Here is a 19,430-nt window from a genome sequence, read left to right as displayed (position 1 = left end):
CCGTTAAGGCTTCTCAGACCCTATTTGGGTAAGAGCAAGCACGACTGTTATTAGATCAATCAGCGGTAAACGTTATGCAGATCTGTTATTTAAAAAATAGGAGAACAAGATGAATATGAACGTCATACAACAAGAACACTATGAACAATTCAAAGCCCTTCACGAACGACCAGAAGGCTTCATTATGCCAAACGTATGGGATGGAGGATCGGCTCTGATAATGATGGATGCGGGATTTGAAGCGCTTGCAACATCCTCTGCTGCTTTGGCAACTACGCTCGGACGAATAGATGGAAGGCATGCAGTCAGTCGGGAAGAACACCTTGCGCACGCACGCCTCATAGTGGATGTCACCGGTTTACCGGTAAATGGCGATTTGGAAGATGGATTTGGGCCAGAACCTGAAGATGTTGCAGCTACCGTGAAAGCTGCAATCGCTGCGGGTCTCGCTGGGGTAGGCATCGAGGACACTACTGCTAATCCGGAAAATCCGATTCACGATTTCGATAAAGCAGTAGCTCGCATCAAAGCTGCTGCCAAAGTCGCCAAAGGTCGCATTGTGCTTACTGGTCGTACTGACAATTATATTCAGGGGCGGCCAGATTTGGATGACACAATTCGACGACTGACTGCCTTTGCCGAAGTCGGAGCGGATGTGCTTTTTGCACCGTATCCTTCCGATATTGACGCCGTGCGCGCGATCGTGAAAGCAGTGGCCCCCAAACCCGTCAATCTGCTGATCGGAACAATGCAAGGTATCGTGCCATGGGCGGAGTTACAAAAAATAGGAGTGAAACGATTGAGCCTAGGCTCACGGCTTTATGCCCGTGCTATTTGGAGTGCTTACCAAGCGGGCCTCGATCTGCTGGAAGAGGGAAATATCAATCAAGCAGTCGGTAAAACTTCATCCACATCGATGAATTACGGTCACGAAATTATTGCCAAAAAAATAAAGCTTTCTACCGGTTTATGGGGGCAACCATAAAATATGGTGCAAGCCGATAAATGAAAATATTCAGTATTCGATTTAATACTATTTACAATTATTGAAAAATGTGATTCTGAGACGGATTCTATGTGAATAACTTTAAAAAACAAATGAATAAAAATATAACTAACTTTAGTTATTAGTGCTTTTATTTGAAGTTAGACAGACTATCTCAAAATCAAAAAACAGAGTAATTATTATGAGCATTCAATCTTCGAAAAAACTATTTAGCCCACTAAAAGTTGGCGATATCACTCTTAATCACCGTATTGTTATGCCACCAATTAGCCGATTACGTGCAAATTGGCCTAACGCTATACCGAGCAATATGATGTTAGAACACTATAGTCAGCGTGCTACCGAAGGTGGCTTGATTATCGCAGAAGCCACGGCCGTATCTGCTGAGGCACGTGCGTATCACACAGCTCCAGGTTTATATACGGATGAACAAGTACTAGGGTGGAAACGAATCACTGACTTGGTTCATGAAAAAAAAGGCGTGATATTTGTGCAATTATCTCATGCAGGTCGTGCTACAAATGCACTTTTGACCGAAGGAAAACTCCCTATAACCGCCTCTGTTAATCAAGAATTTTTACAGAATAAAAATATCGTGGTTTCGACTCCGAACGGCTTTGAGCTTCCTTCAGAACATCGAGCATTACAAACCAATGAAATTCCAAATGTTATTGAGCAATTCAGATACGCTGCAGAAAATGCGAAAAATGCAGGTTTTGATGGTATAGAGATACAAGCAGGTCAAGGTCATATCATCGAACAGTTCTTACAAAATAAAAGCAACAACCGGATTGATGAGTATGGCGGATCTATTGAAAATCGCGTACGTTTACTTACAGAAATACTTGAATCAACCATCAGTGTTTGGGGGCAAAATCGTGTTGGTGTGCGTATTTCACCAAGTAGTACCTTTAATGGTATGGGAGACAGCGATCCGCGCGCCTTGTTTCGTTATCTAGCTAGTCGGATGAATAATTATGCCTTGGCGTATCTTCATATTATTGAACCTCGCATTAGCGGGGCGGATACAATAGCCGAAAACCAAGATGCCATTGCGACAAAAGAATTACGTGGTATCTATGAAGGTATTATCATTTCTGCCGGTGGTTTTACACCTGCAACCGCAGAAAATGCAATCGACAACGAGATTGCTGACTTGATTGCTTTCGGCAGACATTTTACTTCCAATCCTGATCTTCCCAACCGAATTTTCCACGACTTTCCATTGACGCATTATGATCGGAATACATTCTATGCATTCGATGCCAATGGGTATACCGATTTTAGCGTTTATGATTTCTCTAAAGGCAATCAAAAGGCATCAGTTGAAGTTTGACCTGCAATAAAAACTGATTTCAATGAAGTTGATTGCAGAAAATGGTACTAAAATCGGGTAGTAAAAATAATTGTTTTTATTACCCGATTCCAGGTGATTATTTCTATTTCTAATGAAAAAAACAGCCGCTTCATTTGAATTACCTAAGGAACCTCTGAAAAACGCCCATTTTGAGCGGCAGTTACTGTCAAAGTGGGTCAAAAACTTCAATATACGCTCGATTTTTGATCAAAACAGCGGTTGTTCTCTACATAAACTGTACCGATTGGTATAGAATGTAATTTCTGGCAGATACGTTTTCCACGCGTCTGCGATTTTATTGATTTGATTAAGAGGTAATTCATGAATATTTTGCTGTTGGGAGCGGCTTTTTGCATAACCGCTTTGATCGTATCCGCTTGGATAATGACATTTGCTCGTTGGTTTCCAATTGAAGGTATAGATGGGAAGTTTTTAGTTGATTACAAGACAATGATCCGAGCACATATAGATTATGCTTTGATGGCATTATTTAATTTGGGATTTTACGGTATCGGGATTGATTTGCCGGCGTTTGCTTGCTGGTGCGTAGCAATTGGAGGTTTTGCTAATCCGACGGTTTTTACTATAGCAGCTTTTGATCCTGATTTTTGGAAAAAGAAACATTGGCGTTTATATACTATATCTTCATTCCTGATAACAACAATTGGATTTTTAGGCATAGGTTATGCGCTATTAATTAATGGCGTTAATTGAAATTAAAAAACTAGACAGTGCTCTTTTCAAAGATACTAAAATTTACAGTTAATATAATATTGTTTTTATTTTAAATATTCCTATTGAAATTTAGAATTAATTTTATATACAACTTTGTTGCATAAATTTATAAGAAAACGAAAACTCGAGACTACAGCCAATATTTGAAGTTGCGAAACTCAATGCTGTTATAAGTTGATTAAGAGATAAGCGATGAAATTCAATAATAGAATGTCGTAGCATATGAAATAGTACTTCTATTAGCTAACTTCTAAAGCGTACCAATTTATGAAACAGAACCTTGTTGAAATTGAATCATGCATTTCTTCGCAACACTCTTTTAGAAAAAATGTTGCAATTGGGCTTTTAACGATCTCTAAAGTTGTGAACAACTGCAAACGCTGCGTTATCGAATTAAGATTGAGCGGTCTCTGAAAGCTGCAGAGCCGGTAGGTTTTTCGACTAGGAAACTGCAAAGTATCGCGAAATGGCGTGGCGTCGTTATGGGAGAGCCAAAGCTTTGATCCCCTTGCTGGGTCAAAGCCGATGTGACGCGGACAATCTGGGGCGTTTCAGGTAATCACGTGGCGGTGTAGGCGCGATTGCTAGTCAGGAATGGCTAGCAATCTTTCCCGCCGGAAGCCGACACTCGCCAGAAATAAGACAAGATAAAACAATTAAATAATTTTAATATGCACAGCTTTAATTATTATGAATGAAAATAATGCACTAAAAAACCATATCTTAAATGTAGCGTCTGATCTTTTTTATAAAAAAGGAATCAAATCTACAGGTGTAGATGCTATAGTTAAAAGCTCAGAAGTTGCCAAAATGAGTTTTTATAAATATTTCCCATCAAAAAATGACTTAATAAAAGAATACTTAGAAAAAGATTGTAAAGTGTTAGAGTATAGATTACGTGCCGAATTGCAGAAAAAAAATATATGCACTGAAAAAGCGCTTGCAATATTTAGTTATTTTGCCGAACTATCTTCCATGGAAGGCTATCGTGGATCAGCTTTTATTAATGTCTTTATTGAAACATCAATGGACCTTGAATTTATTAAAGATCAATCCCTAAAGTTTAACAGTACACTCATAAAATTATTTTATGAGCAGCTTAATTATGATTTCTCTAAAGATGTTTCAACAAAAATGGCTGAACAATTCACGCAGTTACTGATTGGCGCTATAATTCAAGCCCAAATGAAAAATAGTTGCGATCCTGTATTATTTGCACTATCAACTGCTAAAGAGTTGATTGAGAAAAATTATGCGGAAAATTGTTACTGCTCCTGAAGAAAGTATTGTCACATGCCAGCATATTGACACTCAGGGTGTTTAAAGAAAGATTTCACGACTTGGGGGAGTTTCTGTAATCGATGCATGGCGGATTGAACGAGTTTCTTTAATTAGATTTTATTTTCCGGCATCTGCTTGGCGATGCGCGGTTTGATATGGCCCCAGACCTGTTCGTCCGGATTGAGTTGTGGCGCGTAGGGTGGCAGAAAAACCAACTGCAACCGGCCTTGCTGTTGCTCCACAAATGTTTTAACGCTCTTAGCCTTGTGAATCGGATGGCCGTCGACGACCAAGATGATCGGTTGTTCGGCACCGCGTAGTAGACGTTTCAGAAATTCGATAAACACCTCGGCGGTGACGTTGCATTCTTGCACCATGAAGCGAAAATCGCCTCGCGCGCTGACCGCCGAGATCAGATTCAATCCATATCGACGCCCGGTCATCTTCACGGTCGGCGTCCGATCCACCGGCGCCCAGGTCGTACCGGCATGAAAGTCAGAACGAACGCCGGCTTCATCGGCAAAATAAATCACCGCACCCGTGCGTTTCGTTTCAGCCTTCAATGCCGGAAATTCGTCGGCCTGCCACTTTTCCACCAAGACCGGGTCCCTGCGGTAATCTCCCATTTTTAAGCAAATTCAAAAGTAGAGGTTATGCGGCCTGGGCTAATTTTTGTTTCGGTGTCACACTATGGTTATCTTCTGTCTTAATTTTTATTTTGCAGCATTCAGTGGAATGCCGCGCTCTTTAAGACGCTTGATTTTACCTGGCGAATTAGCTGGTCCGCCTGCATAGATGATTTTAGTGAAGTCGATCTCTTTACCAGTTTCTCGATCCACGATAATGGGAACGACTTTTTTGTGCGTCTTACTATCAACCAGCTGCGTATCAATACCATTTGGCGAAGCATGCTTGTTGCCCCACATCATGATGATAGCCAATACTGGCAAGAAATCCTTACCAATATCTGTAAGTACATATTTTGCGCGAGGCGGATTATCTTGGTAGATTTCTTTTGTCAACAGTCCTTCTCCGACCAACGCAGACAAGCGTTTGCTCAGCGTAGCAGGGGGAATTTCGAGGCTATTCTTAAGCTCTTCATATTTTGATAGGCCATTACTCAAGTCACGAAGTATCAAAAGGCTCCAAGAATCTCCAATTTTGTCAATCGATCGAGAAATAGAACACATATCACGGTGTTTTTCACATAATGCGTTATTTTTTTCATTCATAAATTCTCCTTAATTGACTACTTGATCAAATTTATCAATCACAAAAGCATACTACATTCAAAAAGTGAAGTCAATATAGATATTGGCAATGGATTCATAATATATAGTAAGTTTATATCGTGAAGTCACTAACGATATGAGTCAGTTTGATTAGAAAACTTCTGATTAATTCGTAACATTGTCATTGTTTTATAACAAAATCAATTCCTTGCATATAAAACGGTCTTAAAAAACTGAATTAATCAGCGATATAATTTAGAGAGTCAGTCCCCGTTTTGGAGATGACGCGCATGGAACAATACGAGCAGCTCAGTTTCACTGATGCCGAATACGACAACAAAGGCAAAGTCATGCGGCGAGAAAAGTTTCTCAATCAACAAGGACACTTATTGCCGTGACAGGTGATGATGGCGGTGATTAAGCAACTATATGTATCAGGCAAGGGGTCAATGCCGTTAAGTTAAGCAATTCGTGTTACAATGATCCGCATAACACACTGAAAAATAAGGACAAATCAATGAAGCCGACTTAGCAGTATCCATGCCAGTATTCTTACCCATCTTTCAAAGCTTCTCCACTCGCCCGACTTCATCATCGCGCATCGGACTCACGACAAAGCCTTTACCCGGCAGCGCGTTCTTACCTTTCCTGTGTTGGTTTCGTTCCTGCTCTGCGCCTTCAAAGGCAGCTTGCAAACCCTGCTGGACGATTTGTTCGCCACAGTGGATGGCCATTCAGTGCGCGCCGTGAGTAAAAGCGCTGTCTCGCAAGCTCGACAAAAACTCAAGGCCACAGCCTTCGAAGCGCTGAACGACAGTTTGATCGGCTTACTCAGTGATCTGCTACCCGAACCGCGCTGGCAAGGCCTGCGGTTAGTCGCCACCGATTCAACGACCTTACGCTTGCCGCCCTGGCAGGAGAATCAGGCCGAATTCGGCGTCCAAACCGACAGCGGCGGCCAGCCTTATGTGTTGGCGCGCGCCTTATGTGTTGGCGCGCGCCTTGGGGTTGTTTGCCACCACCTCAAAGCTAATGATCAAAACCGTTCTAGGCCGTTTCGACGACGCCGAGCGGGCGCTACTGGTGCAACTGCTGCCTCATCTGGCCAGCGACGATCTATTGGTCATGGATCGCGGTTTTCCGGCGGTATGGCTGTTTACCCTGATGCAACAACGCCAATTACCGTTTCTCGCTCGTATAGACGGCAATCAATGGCCCGCGGTGGAAAACTTTTTACGTTCAAACCTCTCCGAAACCGTGATCACGCAGCCGGTATCGGCCAGCGCCCGCCGTCAAGCACAGGCTGTCGGAATGACTTTGACGGCCAAAACCTTGACTTTTCGCCTGATCAAAGTGGTCTTGTCCACCGGCCACATCGAAGTCCTGGCGACATCGCTCATCGATGCCAACGCTTATCCAAGCCAGGCATTCGCCGAGTTGTACCACGCGCGTTGGAACATCGAAGAAGCCTTCAAAGTCCTCAAACACAGACTCTACCTGGAACAATTCACCGGCGAATTACCCGAATCGATACGCCAGGATGTGCATGCCAAAATCTTCACCGCTAATCTGGCGGAAGCCCTCGCACGCGAGGCTTACGACACGCTACCGGACAATAAAGCGGCGCGTTATTATCCCAACGTCACCTACATCCTCAACTCCCTGAAAACCAAGCTATTCAGTTGGCTTATCCAGCGTGTGCCCCACGATCAAGTGTTGGAACTGATAGCTCTCTACGCCAGAACTCTCGAACGCAAACGCCCCGATCGAAAAGCGTCTAGGCTCAAAAACCGGATCAGTCCCAAGCCCAGGCGGCAGTACCGGTGAGGCTTAACTTAACGGCATTGGGCAAGGGGTGGGGCGTAGGCCGTTTTGAATGCCATGCGACATGTTCGCTTGGCACGGATTGTTTACAACTACCCCGACCCTGGCATGGAAGACGCGTTGTACGAGATTGATTGAATCGTTGCAGCGCTTTTGCGGTATTCGACTGGACGCTGTGCCGTATGAAAGCCCGATTTTGCAGTTTAGGCATTTACTGGAGCAGCGCAGTTTGACCGAAGAAATTTTCCAAGCCATCAGCTGTCGGGGCGTAGCCAAAAACGCCGCCTGTTTGACCTTTCTGACAGCTAATTGCCAATGTCATCCGGGGTGATGGCTATGAACGTCGGCGTATTATTGCATCAGAAATTCAAAAATAGGCTCAGAAAGAGGCTTATTTTGGGAAAAAACAGGCCGTTTTGATGGAAAAATGGTCGAATATTGAAATTATTTTACGGAATTCTAAATTAATATCGTTCAAAACGGCTGTTTTTTAGATGCGTCTTAAGTTTATAATTATTCGCTAACTTTTTGACTTGTATTGATAAAACCTATTTTTTTATAGGAAAAAATTATTTTACAAATGGCGAGATTGGATTCTAATATAAATTGACTTTTAACTCTTTTGGAAAATTTATGAAACAGTCAAAATTAATTGTGATATATCCAGTTCCTAGTAATTTAGAAGATTTCGAGCGTCGTTATGCTGAAGAGCATATACCAATGGCAATTGAAAAATTAGTCGGAAAAACGAAAGTTGTTACTTCACTAATAACCTCTAATGTTAATAACGCGCCAGCAATGTATCATCGTGTAGCAGAGATTTATTTCAATTCAACTGCTGATTTAATAGTATGTTTAGGCTCACCTGGAGGCCAAGAAACTGCGGCTCATGCTATTGAAATATCGAGTGGCGGAGCGCCGTTATTTTTAATGGCGGAAGTGGAAGTTATCGATTTTTAGAATGGGTATAATTATGTGGAAATTACTATTTTAGGAGTATGTTATGCTAGAACTCCGACCCAATTGCGAATGTTGCGATAGAGATCTTCCTGCTGATTCATCGGAAGCTATGATATGTAGCTTTGAATGCACTTTTTGTCGAGAATGTGCAGATACCAAACTGGGAGGGCGTTGCCCAAATTGTAATGGCGAATTTCAACTTAGACCAATTCGTTCTGTCGAGCTATTAGAAAAATATCCCGCTTCTTCAGTACGCATTTATAATCCGCAAGGATGTGACCCGAATAATGAATAAAAAAGATGCACGAATCATTAAACCTATAGTCGGTTTGCTGAATCTGGCCGAGTAATGGAGTAACGTATCTAAAAGCCTACAAAGTCATGGGGGCTGTCGCTAGATACGTTTTATCGCTGTGAAACGGCAGTAGAATCGGGAGATGTCGACAATCTATTTGATAATGATAAAAGCCATTGCCAGTCAAATCTGAAAAATCGGGTTGACGACGTCACCGAACTAGAAGTGTTGTCTTTTGTGCTGGATTTTCCTGTTTACGGTCGATTACGCATCATTAACGAGTTACGTAAAGCGGGGACGACTTTCGTATCGTCGAGTGGGTTGCGTAACTAACACGCCCTGGCTTCGTTGTAACGCGGCCAACGCGTTTTCTAGATGTTGGTGCGCATCATCGTAAAGTCTGATTCATGGTAATGCTCCGAAAAAAGTTATGGAAACACCAGGATCAGGGCTGAAAAAAAATTAACGAGCAAGAATAAATCTTCCAAACACGGTATGTGAATGGGCCACCTTACGCTGTACTCTTTTATTCAGACTATCACCGTCGGCGTCGGCATCTCACCAGATCTGCTGACCTGGATTTCCAATTTCGGAAACTGCGGCGCTCGCGGATTCCCCGGATTGGCCTGGATACCGTTGGTGGGGAATTTCGCCCCGCCCTGAGTACAATCACCGTCATTTAAAGAGAAGTAGGCAGTGTCGCCAAGGTAAATAAGCTCTACTACTGGTATTTATGAGTTCGGTTTTATTGCCAAATATCGAATACGAAGGTCAAAAATTCACGCGTATTTTTTCCAGTAGCTGATTAACTTCAGGGTTTGCTGTCGATGATGGTTGAAAAAAAACTTGTACTGTGCGAAGTATTTCAGGATCGGACAGATAACGAAAATTAAGGTTGTCCGCTTTTTTGGGTATGGTGAATTCAGGCATCAATGCTATACCGATTCCGGCCCGTACCATACTCAATATCCATTCCTCACTATTACTCCTGTATGCGGCATAAAGATTGATTTGTTTATCTTGACAGACGTTTCGTAACTCTTCGCGTAACTCGCAGTTGAGACGATCAAGGTAGGGTTCTTGCTGAATCGCTACCAAATCGATTTGCTCAAATTGATTGAAACGGTGTTTGTCGTTGAAGACCACTACATAGCGTTCTTCATAAAGCTTTAACGAATGATAGTGTCCAATCGGTGGCGTGCTTGGTGCGCTGATGACCAAATCAAGAGTATCGTCATCGAGTAACTTCAACAAATTGCTTTCGCAATCCACTATCAATTCCAACTCTACATGTGGCCGCTCTTGCTGAAAGTCAGTAAAAAAAGGACTCAAATATTGCGCAGAAATGGTATTCATTACGCCGATACGCAACGGTACTGTGTTCAAACGATTGAATCGAATGGCATCGGCTTTGATACTTTGCGTTTCGCGAAATATTTGCCGCATGGTTGGCTCGACGAAACGCCCCAGAGGTGTAAGTTGGCAACCGCTACGATCTCGAATAAACAAATCGCCGCCTAGCTCTTCTTCCAGTTTCTTTATTGCTTGTGTCAGGGAAGGTTGTGCCACATAGGTCGATTGCGCTGCACGGGTAAATGAACTCTTATCACAGACTGCCAGAAAGTAACGTATTTGTTGTATTTCCATGTTAGTGTCCATTGAATAGGAAAAATCTATTATTTCATGGAAAATAGAATTTTGCTAATACAAGCCTGAACAATGCGACGAGTTCTCTTCTAGACATTAATCTGAAAGTGAAAAAGCTGAGACAGAAATGCTTCAATGCTCAGATTAGAGTGATGTTTTCGACAATATCGGTGTGATCCAAACTTAGAAATCACTGAACTGTGAAGATATAAAGAATTAAAAAACCAGGAAAACTGTCGTCGGCATTGAGTTGTAGTGGATAAAGTCAGGTGAATTTACTTTAAAACTGCGCGAGCAGGTGTTAACTCTAACTATCAATGAAAACCTCACCAAACAAAGAGCGTGGAAAGATTGGTTATACCCTGAAAAGTAACGGGTCATTTTGTTAAATGGTAGTTTGGTTTTTGTATCATTTCTTTATATATAGGTTGAATCTATTGATCGATAGGAAATTGGTATTTAACAATCTTGTGGAGTTACAGTAAATTTTAGCCAACTGCTACATCTCGACTCTCTATTAGAAGCGTTAACCATGCCTAGTAGAGGCGATTGATAATCAGTAAAAACAAGTTTAAGAGGCTAAAAATGAGCAAAGAAACGAAATGGGTCATCTGCAGTACCTGCGATATCAATTGCGGACTTCTTGTCACCGTTGAAGACGGTAAGGTGAAATCGATCAAAAAAAACCCAGATCACCCCCTTACTCCGAATTCGATCTGCATCAAGGGAGCTAACGCAAATAAATACATTACCCACCCAGACCGATTAACGCATGCGCTGAAAAGAGTCGGTGAGCGCGGCTCGGGTCAATGGGAACAAATTAGCACGAAACAAGCTTTAGATGAAATTGCCGATAAGATGAAGAAGTTGATAGCCGAAGATGGGCCGGAAACAATCGGCAGCACTTATGGTTGGAGCTCTAATGCTGGTGCGGCCTCACGAAGATTTATGAACTTACTGGGGAGTCCGAACTGGACTTGGACGGGATACGTGTGTTTAGCCAATTCCACAGTGCCCAGTAAAGCGACTTACGGTTTTTGGCAGTTTCCAGACTTTCATAATACCAAATGCATCGTACTTTTAGGCCACGCTCCGGGTCCGCAAAGATGGACGGCTGAGTATCTGTGGATTAAGGATGCCCTGGATAAAGGAGCAAAACTAATCGTTACAGATCCACGCCGTAATAGCTACAGTGATCAAGCGGATATTTTTCTGCAGGTTAAACCTGCTACGGATAGCGCCTATTTACTGGCCTGGATCAATGTGATCATCTATGAAGACCTCTATGACAAAGAATTTGTAAAAAAATGGACGGTTGGTTTTGAACAACTCACTGAAAGAGTGAAGGATTACACTCCGGAGTGGGCATCAGAAATAACTGGAGCACCAGCGGATAAGATTCGTGAGTCTGCCCGTATGTATGCTACTACTGGTCCGGCTGTGATCCCCTGGGGAGCAGTGCCTGATCATCATGCCAATAGCACTCAGACTTTGCGAGCCTTAACCATATTGAGATCCATCACCGGTAATCTCGATGTACCCGGAGGCGAATTGTTGATGGGGTACCATCCGGAAATTTCATCGGATGATGAATTCGAACTCAATGAGAGGCTATCTCCTGAACAACGCAAGAAACAACTCGGTGTAGATCGCTTTAAGCTCTTGAGCTGGGAAACACTCGAAAAGACCGGCCCAGCAATGGAAAAGGTCTGGGGCAAGAAATATTCAAACCAGGTATCCGGCGGCGCAATGGCGCATCCTGCAAGCATGTGGGAGGCAATGAAAACTGGCAAGCCTTACCGCTTGAGGGCACTTATATCGCAATGTAACAACACCTTAAACAGTTACCCCAACACTACTCACATTTACGAAGGGTTGATGAATCTGGATCTGTTAGTTGTCATGGATCTTATTAAGTCACCCACGGCCCAAATCGCCGATTATATTTTGCCGGCCACCCATTGGCTGGAAAGGCCGAACTTGTTTAATTACTGGGATTGGATTCCAATCTATCAAGGAGGAGAGCAAGCGGTGGAGGCGCCAGAAGAGTGTATGCACGACTGGATGTTATGGCGTGAGCTTGGCGTCCGTCTAGGACAGGAAAAAGATTGGCCATGGAAAAGCATGGAAGAGGCCTACGATGAACGGTTGGCACCAGCAGGTTTAACATGGCAAAAATTATCAACCCAAGATCGAGCGTCTGCCCCTGAACTCGGTTTCAAGAAGTACGAACAGACAGGCTTTGGCACTCCTAGCGGGAAAGTCGAGCTCTATTCAAGCATTTTCGAAGAGCTTGGTTATGATCCGTTACCAAGCTGGATTGAGCCACCGGATAGCCATGTAAGGAAACCTGAGTTGGCTAAGTCGCATCCATTGACTTTTTTTACCGGGATGCGAGAAAACTATTGGTTTCACAGTTTTGGCCTTGGCCGGTCTATTAAAGAGCTGCGTGGCCGTGAGCCGGACCCTCGTATGCAAATTCATCCTGATACGGCGTACGATTTGGACCTGTCGGATGGAGATTGGGCATGGGTGGAATCAACTAGCGGAAAAAGAATAAAACTCAGGTCGTGGCTCAGCAACGACACGCATCCTAACGTGGTCAGGGTTCCTCATGGCTGGTGGTACCCGGAAACAACAGGAAGTGAAGAACCAGGAGCGGCGTTATCGAGTCTCTGGAAATCGGCGGATGCGGTCATCCTTCATGACTCTGACGAATACTGTGATAAAGAACAAGGTAACTTCCAACTCAGAGGACTGGCTTGCAAAGTTTATAAAGTGGAGGACGGAACAGAAGGGACAAGTTATGCAATATAAAATTTTTGTAGCACGTACAGGGTAATCAGACTTAAAAGTAGCTTTAAACAAAGCTTTGATAAAGAAGATGAGAGCTATCATTTCGATTTGAATGATAGCCTCTATTCACCGACTATTCTAAATCGTTTTTTCCTATCTTGAAGAGCGTCGAGCCGATAAGTTGTAAGATCATAAATTTACCAACAATAATTGCTTGTCATTAATCGTAAACATTAGCATGAGCTCGATAATTTATCCTTGTTGGCAGCTTATGAAATTCGGACATAAAAAAGTATGTAAAGCCCAAAAAGCCTGACTCTAAATAAAAACAAACAGCATATGACATTGATTTTCTATATTTTTAAGATAGACGATCAGTGAAAATATTTTTGTATAGTTTTACGCACTATTTAAATTAACTTCGAGCCTACCTAAGTATGACTATTAAGTATGACTATTAAGTATGACTATATAGGGTTCATGGCTGATAAGGTTTTGCCGGAAATAGCAAAGCCTCCTATACTAGGAAAGGAGTAACATGAGTGTGACTTACTTACATACAACAAATCCAGAAAATTCAACAGGTTCCCAATTGATTGATCCCCAGGGGCGCCATTTAAATTATTTGCGGCTTGCCGTTACCGACCGTTGCAATTTTCGTTGTACTTATTGTATGCCAGAGGAGGGTATTGATCTTAAAGCGCGTGATGATATTTTGTGCTTTCAGGAAATGGAACATCTTCTTGGACTCTTTCTGGATTTAGGTGTAACCAAGGTGCGTATTACCGGTGGCGAGCCTTTTGTTCGTAAAGGTCTGCCTGATTTTTTAACCAGAATAAACCAATATGAAAAACTGGAAACAATCAATTTAACAACGAATGCCTATTTTTTAGAAGATACCATCCCATTGTTTCAAAAAATAAAATCAGGCAGTATAAACATCAGTCTTGATTCATTGAAGCGAGACGTTTTTTATAACATTACCCGACGTGATGATTTTGAACGGGTGTGGAATAACATTGATAAAATTCTGCTAGCAGATCTGAACGTAAAATTGAACATGGTGGTTCTCAAAGGCGTCAATGACAATGAAATTGTTGATTTTGCGATGTTAGCCAAAAGCAATAAAGTCGAAGTCCGTTTTATTGAACAAATGTCATTTAATGGGGGGTGTTTTTCAAACGAAATATATTCTGCAGAAGAAATTATCAGCACGTTGCAGAATTTTTTCCCAGAAATGATCGAACATCTTAAAATGAGTTCAACTGCCCGAATTTTTGGAATCCCCAGATTTAGAGGAAAAGTCGGCATCATCGCCGGCCATTCCAGAACATTCTGTTCAACATGCAGTCGTTTAAGGCTCACTCCCGACGGTACATTCAAAACCTGTCTCTATGATCATGGCGCCATAAATTTAAAAGACATGCTACGTTCAGGGAAAAGTGATCAGGAAATAAAAACGGCAATTGGAGAGGCCGTGGCCAAAAGGGCAAAAGACGGATTTGAATCGGAACAGCGAACACAGCAAATAGTTCATTTTTCAAAAAAACATCTTTCAATGGCACAGATAGGTGGATGATGAAAAAACTTAAAAACAGATTTTGACTTTTGGAATAGTCTGGCTCTATTGATAACTTGAGAACACTATTACTGTTGGCAGTTGCGATTGCTGTTGGTTTCATTTCTTTTACCACACGAAATCTGACGATCGCGTTGATAGCCGGATTGATATTAGAGTATAGCTATAATTTTTTTAAACAGACAAACAAAAATAGTTTCCATTAAAACGTAAGGAAAAACTATGCAAATTAATGTAATTTTTTTTGGTGTTCTGAGTGATGTGGTGGGGAAGAACATGCTGACGATTCAAGATACGGATAATATGATTGATTTAAAGAGAAAATTAATCACAAATTATCCAGACTTAATAGACTATACCTATAGAATGGCTGTAAATCAGCAAATGGTTGAAGACAATCACCGTCTTTTTGATAACGATATAGTTGCAATTATGCCACCCTTTGCTGGGGGCTGATTTTTTAAAGGCAGCCATGAACCTAAATAAAGAGGAAATTCAGTATTATCATCGCCATTTGATTTTACCCCAAATTGGCAAAACAGGACAACAGGCTTTAAAAAAAGCAAACGTGCTGGTCATCGGTGCAGGCGGATTGGGCTGCCCTATTTTAATGTATCTGTCCGGGGCTGGTATCGGCAGGATTGGTATTGTGGACCCCGATAAAGTTGCGGTTTCTAATTTGCATCGCCAGGTATTGTATGGCTTTTCACAAGTTGGAGAATTCAAAGCTGAAGCTGCGGTAAATCGTTTAAAAGATCTCAATCCTAATATTGTTTTAAAGGCATATGCTCAAAGATTTTCTTCGAAAAATGCCGTCGATTTGGTTTCCCAATATGATGTCGTTATTGATGCGACAGACAACTTTCCAACCCGTTATTTAATTAATGATATTTGTGTTTATCTGGACAAACCTTTTGTTTCAGGATCAGTAGACCGCTTTCAGGGACAAGTGAGTGTATTAAATTTTACAGATGGTCAAGGCAATAAATGGCCAACTTATCGCTGCCTGTTCCCCAAGCCGCCGGCACCCGAAAAAGCACCGGATTGTTCGCAAAATGGCGTGCTTGGAGTTCTGCCGGGAATTATCGGTAACTTACAAGCAAACGAAGTTATAAAAATGATCTGCGGAGTAGGCGAAATTTTATCTGGAAAAATTTTAATATTTGATGCATTGAATAATCAAACGATGCAGTTTTCCATTCAACGAAACGAACAGGCTGTACAGCTAGCTTTGCAAAATGCCTCGGATTTCGGATCATTTGATTATGAATACTTTTGCAGTTCAAATCAGCAAAAAATAAATGAAATCAGCGCTGTTGATTTGTACAAAAAGTTACAAAAAAAAGAAAAAATACAATTGGTTGATACTCGTTCGGCACGTGAATTTCAAATGGAATTGCCGAATTCTGTTCACATTTCACTAAATGATTTGCAGGCTAACATTGATAAAATATCGAGAAACGGCAACAAGGTTGTTTTTTATTGTGATCATGGAATCAGCAGCGCCAAGGTGGTTAGAATGCTGCAGAATCATCATAACCTTAAAAATGTATTTAATCTTAAAGGCGGTTTGGCAGCCTGGCTGAAAAAAGAAAAAATAGAACAATGAGAACAATGAAAGATAAAAATTATTTTGTCCAGGGTGCGATTGATCCGGTTTTTATCGGTGAGCAAATAGCAACACATAACTCTAATCATGGCATAGGTGCCCATTCTATTTTTCTCGGTCAAGTACGTGCGGATGAAAAAGTAGGTAAACATGTAGCTGGAATTGAATACTCAGCTTATGGGGATATGGCCAACAAAGTTTTTGCAAAAATTCGTGAAGAAGCCTTTGAAAAATGGCCATTAAATTGCGTGCACATATTTCATAGTACTGGACTGGTAAAAACTGGAGAGTTATCACTTTTTGTTTTTTGCTCATCTGGGCATCGTAAAGAAAGTATTAAAGCGATGGAACAGATTGTTGAAGATATTAAACACAAAGTTCCCATCTGGAAAAAAGAAATTATGGAAGATAAATCTGTGCGCTGGGTTCAGGATTAGCTTTTTAGAACATTTTTTCAGAAATTGTAAGGTCAGTTGAAAATATAATTTTCTGATCGTTTGTATGTTCAACAAAATGCAAAAAATAAATAATTTAAGAGTCAAGGATTACAAAATGATTGATGTTAGTCCAAAATTTAATACATTAAGATATGCAAAAGCCGAAGGAATTTTGACAGCTAATTTGGAAACAATAAAACGGGTGGCTGAAAAAACTGTCCCTAAAGGGGATGTTTTACAGGTTGCACGGGCAGCAGGTATAACCGCTGCAAAAAATGCTGCATCCTGGATCATCTTTTGTCATACCCTACCTTTAGATTGGGTTGATATAAATTTTGATATCGGAAAAGACACTATAAAAATTTCAGCGGAAGTAAAAGCAATCTGGAAAACCGGTGTTGAAATGGAAGCTATGGCTGCAGTTACGGGCGCGCTATTAAATGTCTATGATATGCTTAAACCTTTAGATGACAATATCTCTTTTTCTTGTATAAGGCTGGTTAAGAAAAAGGGCGGGAAAAGCAGTTTTAAAGAATATTTTGCTGAACCATTAAAATCGGCTGTTCTTGTTATTTCTGATTCAACATATGCTGGAAATCGCGAAGATACATCTGGAAAAATCATCAAATTATTTTTGGAAGATAAAGAGCTCTCGGTTCCGGTCTATGAAATTATACCTGATGATTCAGACCAAATATCAAATCGCTTGCGGCAACTGGCAGATGAAAATATTGATCTGATTATAACAACCGGTGGAACGGGTTTTGGTCCTAAAGATATAACTCCGGAAGCAACGGCTAACGTCATCGAAAAAGAGGCGCCCGGTTTAGTTGAGACTATACGCCGCTATGGTAAAGAACGCACACCTTATGCAATGTTATCACGCGAACTAGCCGGTATCCGCGGCAAAACAGTAATTATTAATTTACCCGGAAGTTCCAAAGGCGCGCAAGAAAGTATGGAAGCGCTTTTCCCTGGTCTCTTACATGCTTTCCCCATGTTGTGGGGTGGCGGACATGATGAAGAAAAACGCTGGGTAAAAAAGTGATATCCATAAACCAAACTCTGATAAGCAGTCTACTCAGAGTATAAGCCTGCCCTGCAAACGTCGATCACGTGCCTGCCGTTATTTTAAGCAATTCTGAAATTAACCGCCAGATATATGCGATTTATTATCTGCAGAATCAGAAAAACACTGAAATTAAGAACTTACTTGCAGTTTTAATCCATAGATAAACCCTATTTTTTCATGGGAAATTAGTCTTTTACAAACACGTCTTATTTAATTTAAAATGAATTTAGGCGCATCAATAAAAGGGTTGCGATTATTAATTTATCTTCCTAAAGCAAAATAAATATGTGTCACTCTAATAGCTATATGATAAACCTATGGTAAGCAGTATAAATAATCTTATTGAATGAATAGGCTTGTGCTCTAATTAAAGTAATTTACAGTGAAACAGGATGTCTGCATCTGAGGTGGTACATAATGAATGATATAAAAAACTCTTGTTAGGGATTGGACTGCTTTTTTATTGGGTCAATTCATAACGTTTATACTAGTTGGAGCCAAAGGTATTTGGTCTGAATTTTGATTTTTAATCAAGTAAACCAAGCATAAACCGAATAGGTAAAATATGTCATGAATTTTAACCGTATTAAGTGACCTAAAAAGCTTGTAAATAATGGTAGCTAACGGTCATAATTCGATATAGTTTTATAAAAAGAGGGGCAGAAATTGGAAAATATCATTAAAAAACAGTATGGTCACTTAACAGAAGCAATTCGCCCAATATTATTATTCGTGTATAAATACAGATATATATTCGCAGTAATTTTGGGGTTTATAATTGCCTTTTTTCCTTCGTTAATGTTTTTTTTCTACAGCGTTTTCGGTTTAAAGGAATAGCTTCCCATTGTTAATTTAGATTTTCGGTGTGTCAACTCGTTAAATATTATCAGACCAATTTATTGATTTGTTTAACATTTAACGAGAGATAGACATCTTAAAAAAAAGTGTCCTCGAAAAGCATAAGTTCGAAAATATTGATATAATTGGCGATACCTATATAGACACACTAAAATAAACCATAAGACTTGAAAACATCTGCATTTTCAGTTTGGTTTATTTATGAGTATCTGACCGCTTCAACCCGTAAAGTATTTGCGCTCCAATATTTGCTTTTTTGCTTCATGAAAGAAGTCACATCACCAAGGCGATCGACTCCCGGACAATAAGGCGACTTATGATACCGTGTTCAGCGAGCAAAACAGGCCTCTCTTTAGCAATTGCAATAAGCATCTGGGTAGCACATTTGCGCGGACTTTTGTGACTTGAGCCGATTCAGAATCCCGCGAGTATATTAAGGTGAAAGCGAATGAAAATATCTCCATCGGGCATTCGACAAAGAAGGCTACACCATAGATTTTTTGTTGAACGCTCGTCAGGACAGGAAAGCGGCACTTCATTTTTTTATGAGGTGATAGTTTTCACGGTCGGAATGAAAAGATAGCACTGCAAAACTCAGGCCTGTTCGCACATTGGCATATTACCTTCGCCGGAATGACTGAACGATAAGAGCGGTATGAATCGAGATATTCACGTACCGTTGCGTGATATGTGATAGCCTGAAGGTGCGATTCCTTTGGGCTACTCGACCAACTAAATATGA

At 41.1% G+C, this 19,430-nt stretch carries 18 protein-coding genes, 1 pseudogene and 2 riboswitches; of the genes and pseudogenes, 15 read left to right on the top strand and 4 right to left on the bottom strand.

Annotated features, from left to right (window positions below):
• Positions 1–109: 109 nt before the first annotated feature.
• The 4 genes from G006_RS0103470 to G006_RS26875 all read left to right on the top strand — a co-directional run bounded on the left by G006_RS0103470 (position 110) and on the right by G006_RS26875 (position 4,376).
• Positions 110–985, top strand: a complete 876-nt coding sequence (locus G006_RS0103470) for an isocitrate lyase/PEP mutase family protein (protein WP_020481771.1) — start codon at positions 110–112, stop codon at positions 983–985.
• Between the two features lie 202 nt (positions 986–1,187).
• Positions 1,188–2,342 (top strand): alkene reductase, encoded by a 1,155-nt coding sequence (locus tag G006_RS0103465; RefSeq protein WP_033193894.1) that lies wholly within the window; start codon positions 1,188–1,190, stop codon positions 2,340–2,342.
• 342 nt (positions 2,343–2,684) lie between these two features.
• Positions 2,685–3,077, top strand: coding sequence for a hypothetical protein (locus G006_RS0103460; protein WP_020481769.1), 393 nt, complete (start codon positions 2,685–2,687; stop codon positions 3,075–3,077).
• A gap of 711 nt (positions 3,078–3,788) precedes the next feature.
• Complete coding sequence (locus tag G006_RS26875) at positions 3,789–4,376, top strand: TetR/AcrR family transcriptional regulator (protein WP_020481768.1); 588 nt, start codon at positions 3,789–3,791, stop codon at positions 4,374–4,376.
• Positions 4,377–4,489: 113 nt separating this feature from the next.
• On the opposite strand, the gene G006_RS26580 is transcribed toward G006_RS26875, so the two are convergent.
• The 3 genes from G006_RS26580 to G006_RS28595 all read right to left on the bottom strand — a co-directional run bounded on the left by G006_RS26580 (position 4,490) and on the right by G006_RS28595 (position 6,345).
• The gene (locus tag G006_RS26580) at positions 4,490–5,005 is read right to left on the bottom strand and encodes an IS630 family transposase (RefSeq protein WP_020481767.1); all 516 of its coding nucleotides are present in this window, start codon (positions 5,003–5,005) and stop codon (positions 4,490–4,492) included.
• Positions 5,006–5,092: 87 nt separating this feature from the next.
• Entirely contained in the window at positions 5,093–5,611 is a 519-nt protein-coding gene (locus G006_RS24850; protein WP_020481766.1) for a winged helix-turn-helix transcriptional regulator, read from the bottom strand.
• 563 nt (positions 5,612–6,174) lie between these two features.
• Positions 6,175–6,345, bottom strand: coding sequence for a hypothetical protein (locus tag G006_RS28595; protein ID WP_020481764.1), 171 nt, complete (start codon positions 6,343–6,345; stop codon positions 6,175–6,177).
• A 232-nt stretch (positions 6,346–6,577) separates the two neighbouring features.
• Here G006_RS28595 and G006_RS0103430 point away from each other — a divergent pair, with 232 nt between their 5' ends.
• The 4 genes from G006_RS0103430 to G006_RS29490 all read left to right on the top strand — a co-directional run bounded on the left by G006_RS0103430 (position 6,578) and on the right by G006_RS29490 (position 8,690).
• The gene (locus tag G006_RS0103430; RefSeq protein ID WP_020481763.1) at positions 6,578–7,438 is read left to right on the top strand and encodes a transposase; all 861 of its coding nucleotides are present in this window, start codon (positions 6,578–6,580) and stop codon (positions 7,436–7,438) included.
• Between the two features lie 49 nt (positions 7,439–7,487).
• Positions 7,488–7,766 (top strand): transposase, encoded by a 279-nt coding sequence (locus G006_RS24845; RefSeq protein ID WP_327036668.1) that lies wholly within the window; start codon positions 7,488–7,490, stop codon positions 7,764–7,766.
• Positions 7,767–8,068: 302 nt separating this feature from the next.
• A complete protein-coding gene (locus tag G006_RS0103420) occupies positions 8,069–8,395 on the top strand; it encodes an EthD family reductase (RefSeq protein ID WP_020481762.1) in 327 nt (108 codons plus the stop codon).
• Between the two features lie 43 nt (positions 8,396–8,438).
• Complete coding sequence (locus G006_RS29490; RefSeq protein WP_081607878.1) at positions 8,439–8,690, top strand: DUF1272 domain-containing protein; 252 nt, start codon at positions 8,439–8,441, stop codon at positions 8,688–8,690.
• 514 nt (positions 8,691–9,204) lie between these two features.
• Positions 9,205–9,361: riboswitch (FMN riboswitch) on the bottom strand.
• A gap of 100 nt (positions 9,362–9,461) precedes the next feature.
• Here G006_RS29490 and G006_RS0103415 read toward each other — a convergent pair.
• A complete protein-coding gene (locus G006_RS0103415; RefSeq protein WP_020481761.1) occupies positions 9,462–10,337 on the bottom strand; it encodes a LysR family transcriptional regulator in 876 nt (291 codons plus the stop codon).
• A gap of 585 nt (positions 10,338–10,922) precedes the next feature.
• Here G006_RS0103415 and G006_RS0103410 point away from each other — a divergent pair.
• The 7 genes and pseudogenes from G006_RS0103410 to G006_RS29020 all read left to right on the top strand — a co-directional run.
• Complete coding sequence (locus tag G006_RS0103410) at positions 10,923–13,154, top strand: molybdopterin-containing oxidoreductase family protein (protein ID WP_020481760.1); 2,232 nt, start codon at positions 10,923–10,925, stop codon at positions 13,152–13,154.
• 386 nt (positions 13,155–13,540) lie between these two features.
• A riboswitch (molybdenum cofactor riboswitch) is annotated at positions 13,541–13,683 on the top strand.
• Complete coding sequence (moaA, locus tag G006_RS0103405; protein WP_081607877.1) at positions 13,672–14,712, top strand: GTP 3',8-cyclase MoaA; 1,041 nt, start codon at positions 13,672–13,674, stop codon at positions 14,710–14,712. Its footprint overlaps the riboswitch before it by 12 nt.
• 222 nt (positions 14,713–14,934) lie before the next feature.
• Complete coding sequence (locus G006_RS0103400) at positions 14,935–15,168, top strand: MoaD/ThiS family protein (protein ID WP_020481758.1); 234 nt, start codon at positions 14,935–14,937, stop codon at positions 15,166–15,168.
• A gap of 16 nt (positions 15,169–15,184) precedes the next feature.
• Positions 15,185–16,321: a molybdopterin-synthase adenylyltransferase MoeB gene (moeB, locus tag G006_RS0103395; RefSeq protein WP_020481757.1), complete on the top strand. Its 1,137-nt coding sequence runs from the start codon at positions 15,185–15,187 to the stop codon at positions 16,319–16,321.
• A gap of 5 nt (positions 16,322–16,326) precedes the next feature.
• On the top strand, positions 16,327–16,758 hold the full coding sequence (locus tag G006_RS0103390) for a molybdenum cofactor biosynthesis protein MoaE (RefSeq protein WP_200860424.1): 432 nt from the start codon (positions 16,327–16,329) through the stop codon (positions 16,756–16,758).
• A 76-nt stretch (positions 16,759–16,834) separates the two neighbouring features.
• Entirely contained in the window at positions 16,835–17,806 is a 972-nt protein-coding gene (gene moaCB, locus G006_RS0103385; protein ID WP_200860423.1) for a bifunctional molybdenum cofactor biosynthesis protein MoaC/MoaB, read from the top strand.
• A 1,346-nt stretch (positions 17,807–19,152) separates the two neighbouring features.
• Positions 19,153–19,242, top strand: a pseudogene (locus G006_RS29020) (IS6 family transposase); the annotation flags it as partial.
• Between the last annotated feature and the right edge of the window lie 188 nt (positions 19,243–19,430).

The sequence above is a fragment of the Methylomonas sp. MK1 genome, assembly GCF_000365425.1.
Taxonomy (GTDB): domain Bacteria; phylum Pseudomonadota; class Gammaproteobacteria; order Methylococcales; family Methylomonadaceae; genus Methylomonas.
The sequence above is the reverse complement of the archived record's forward strand: the minus strand, read 5'-3'. Positions and strand labels throughout refer to the sequence as shown.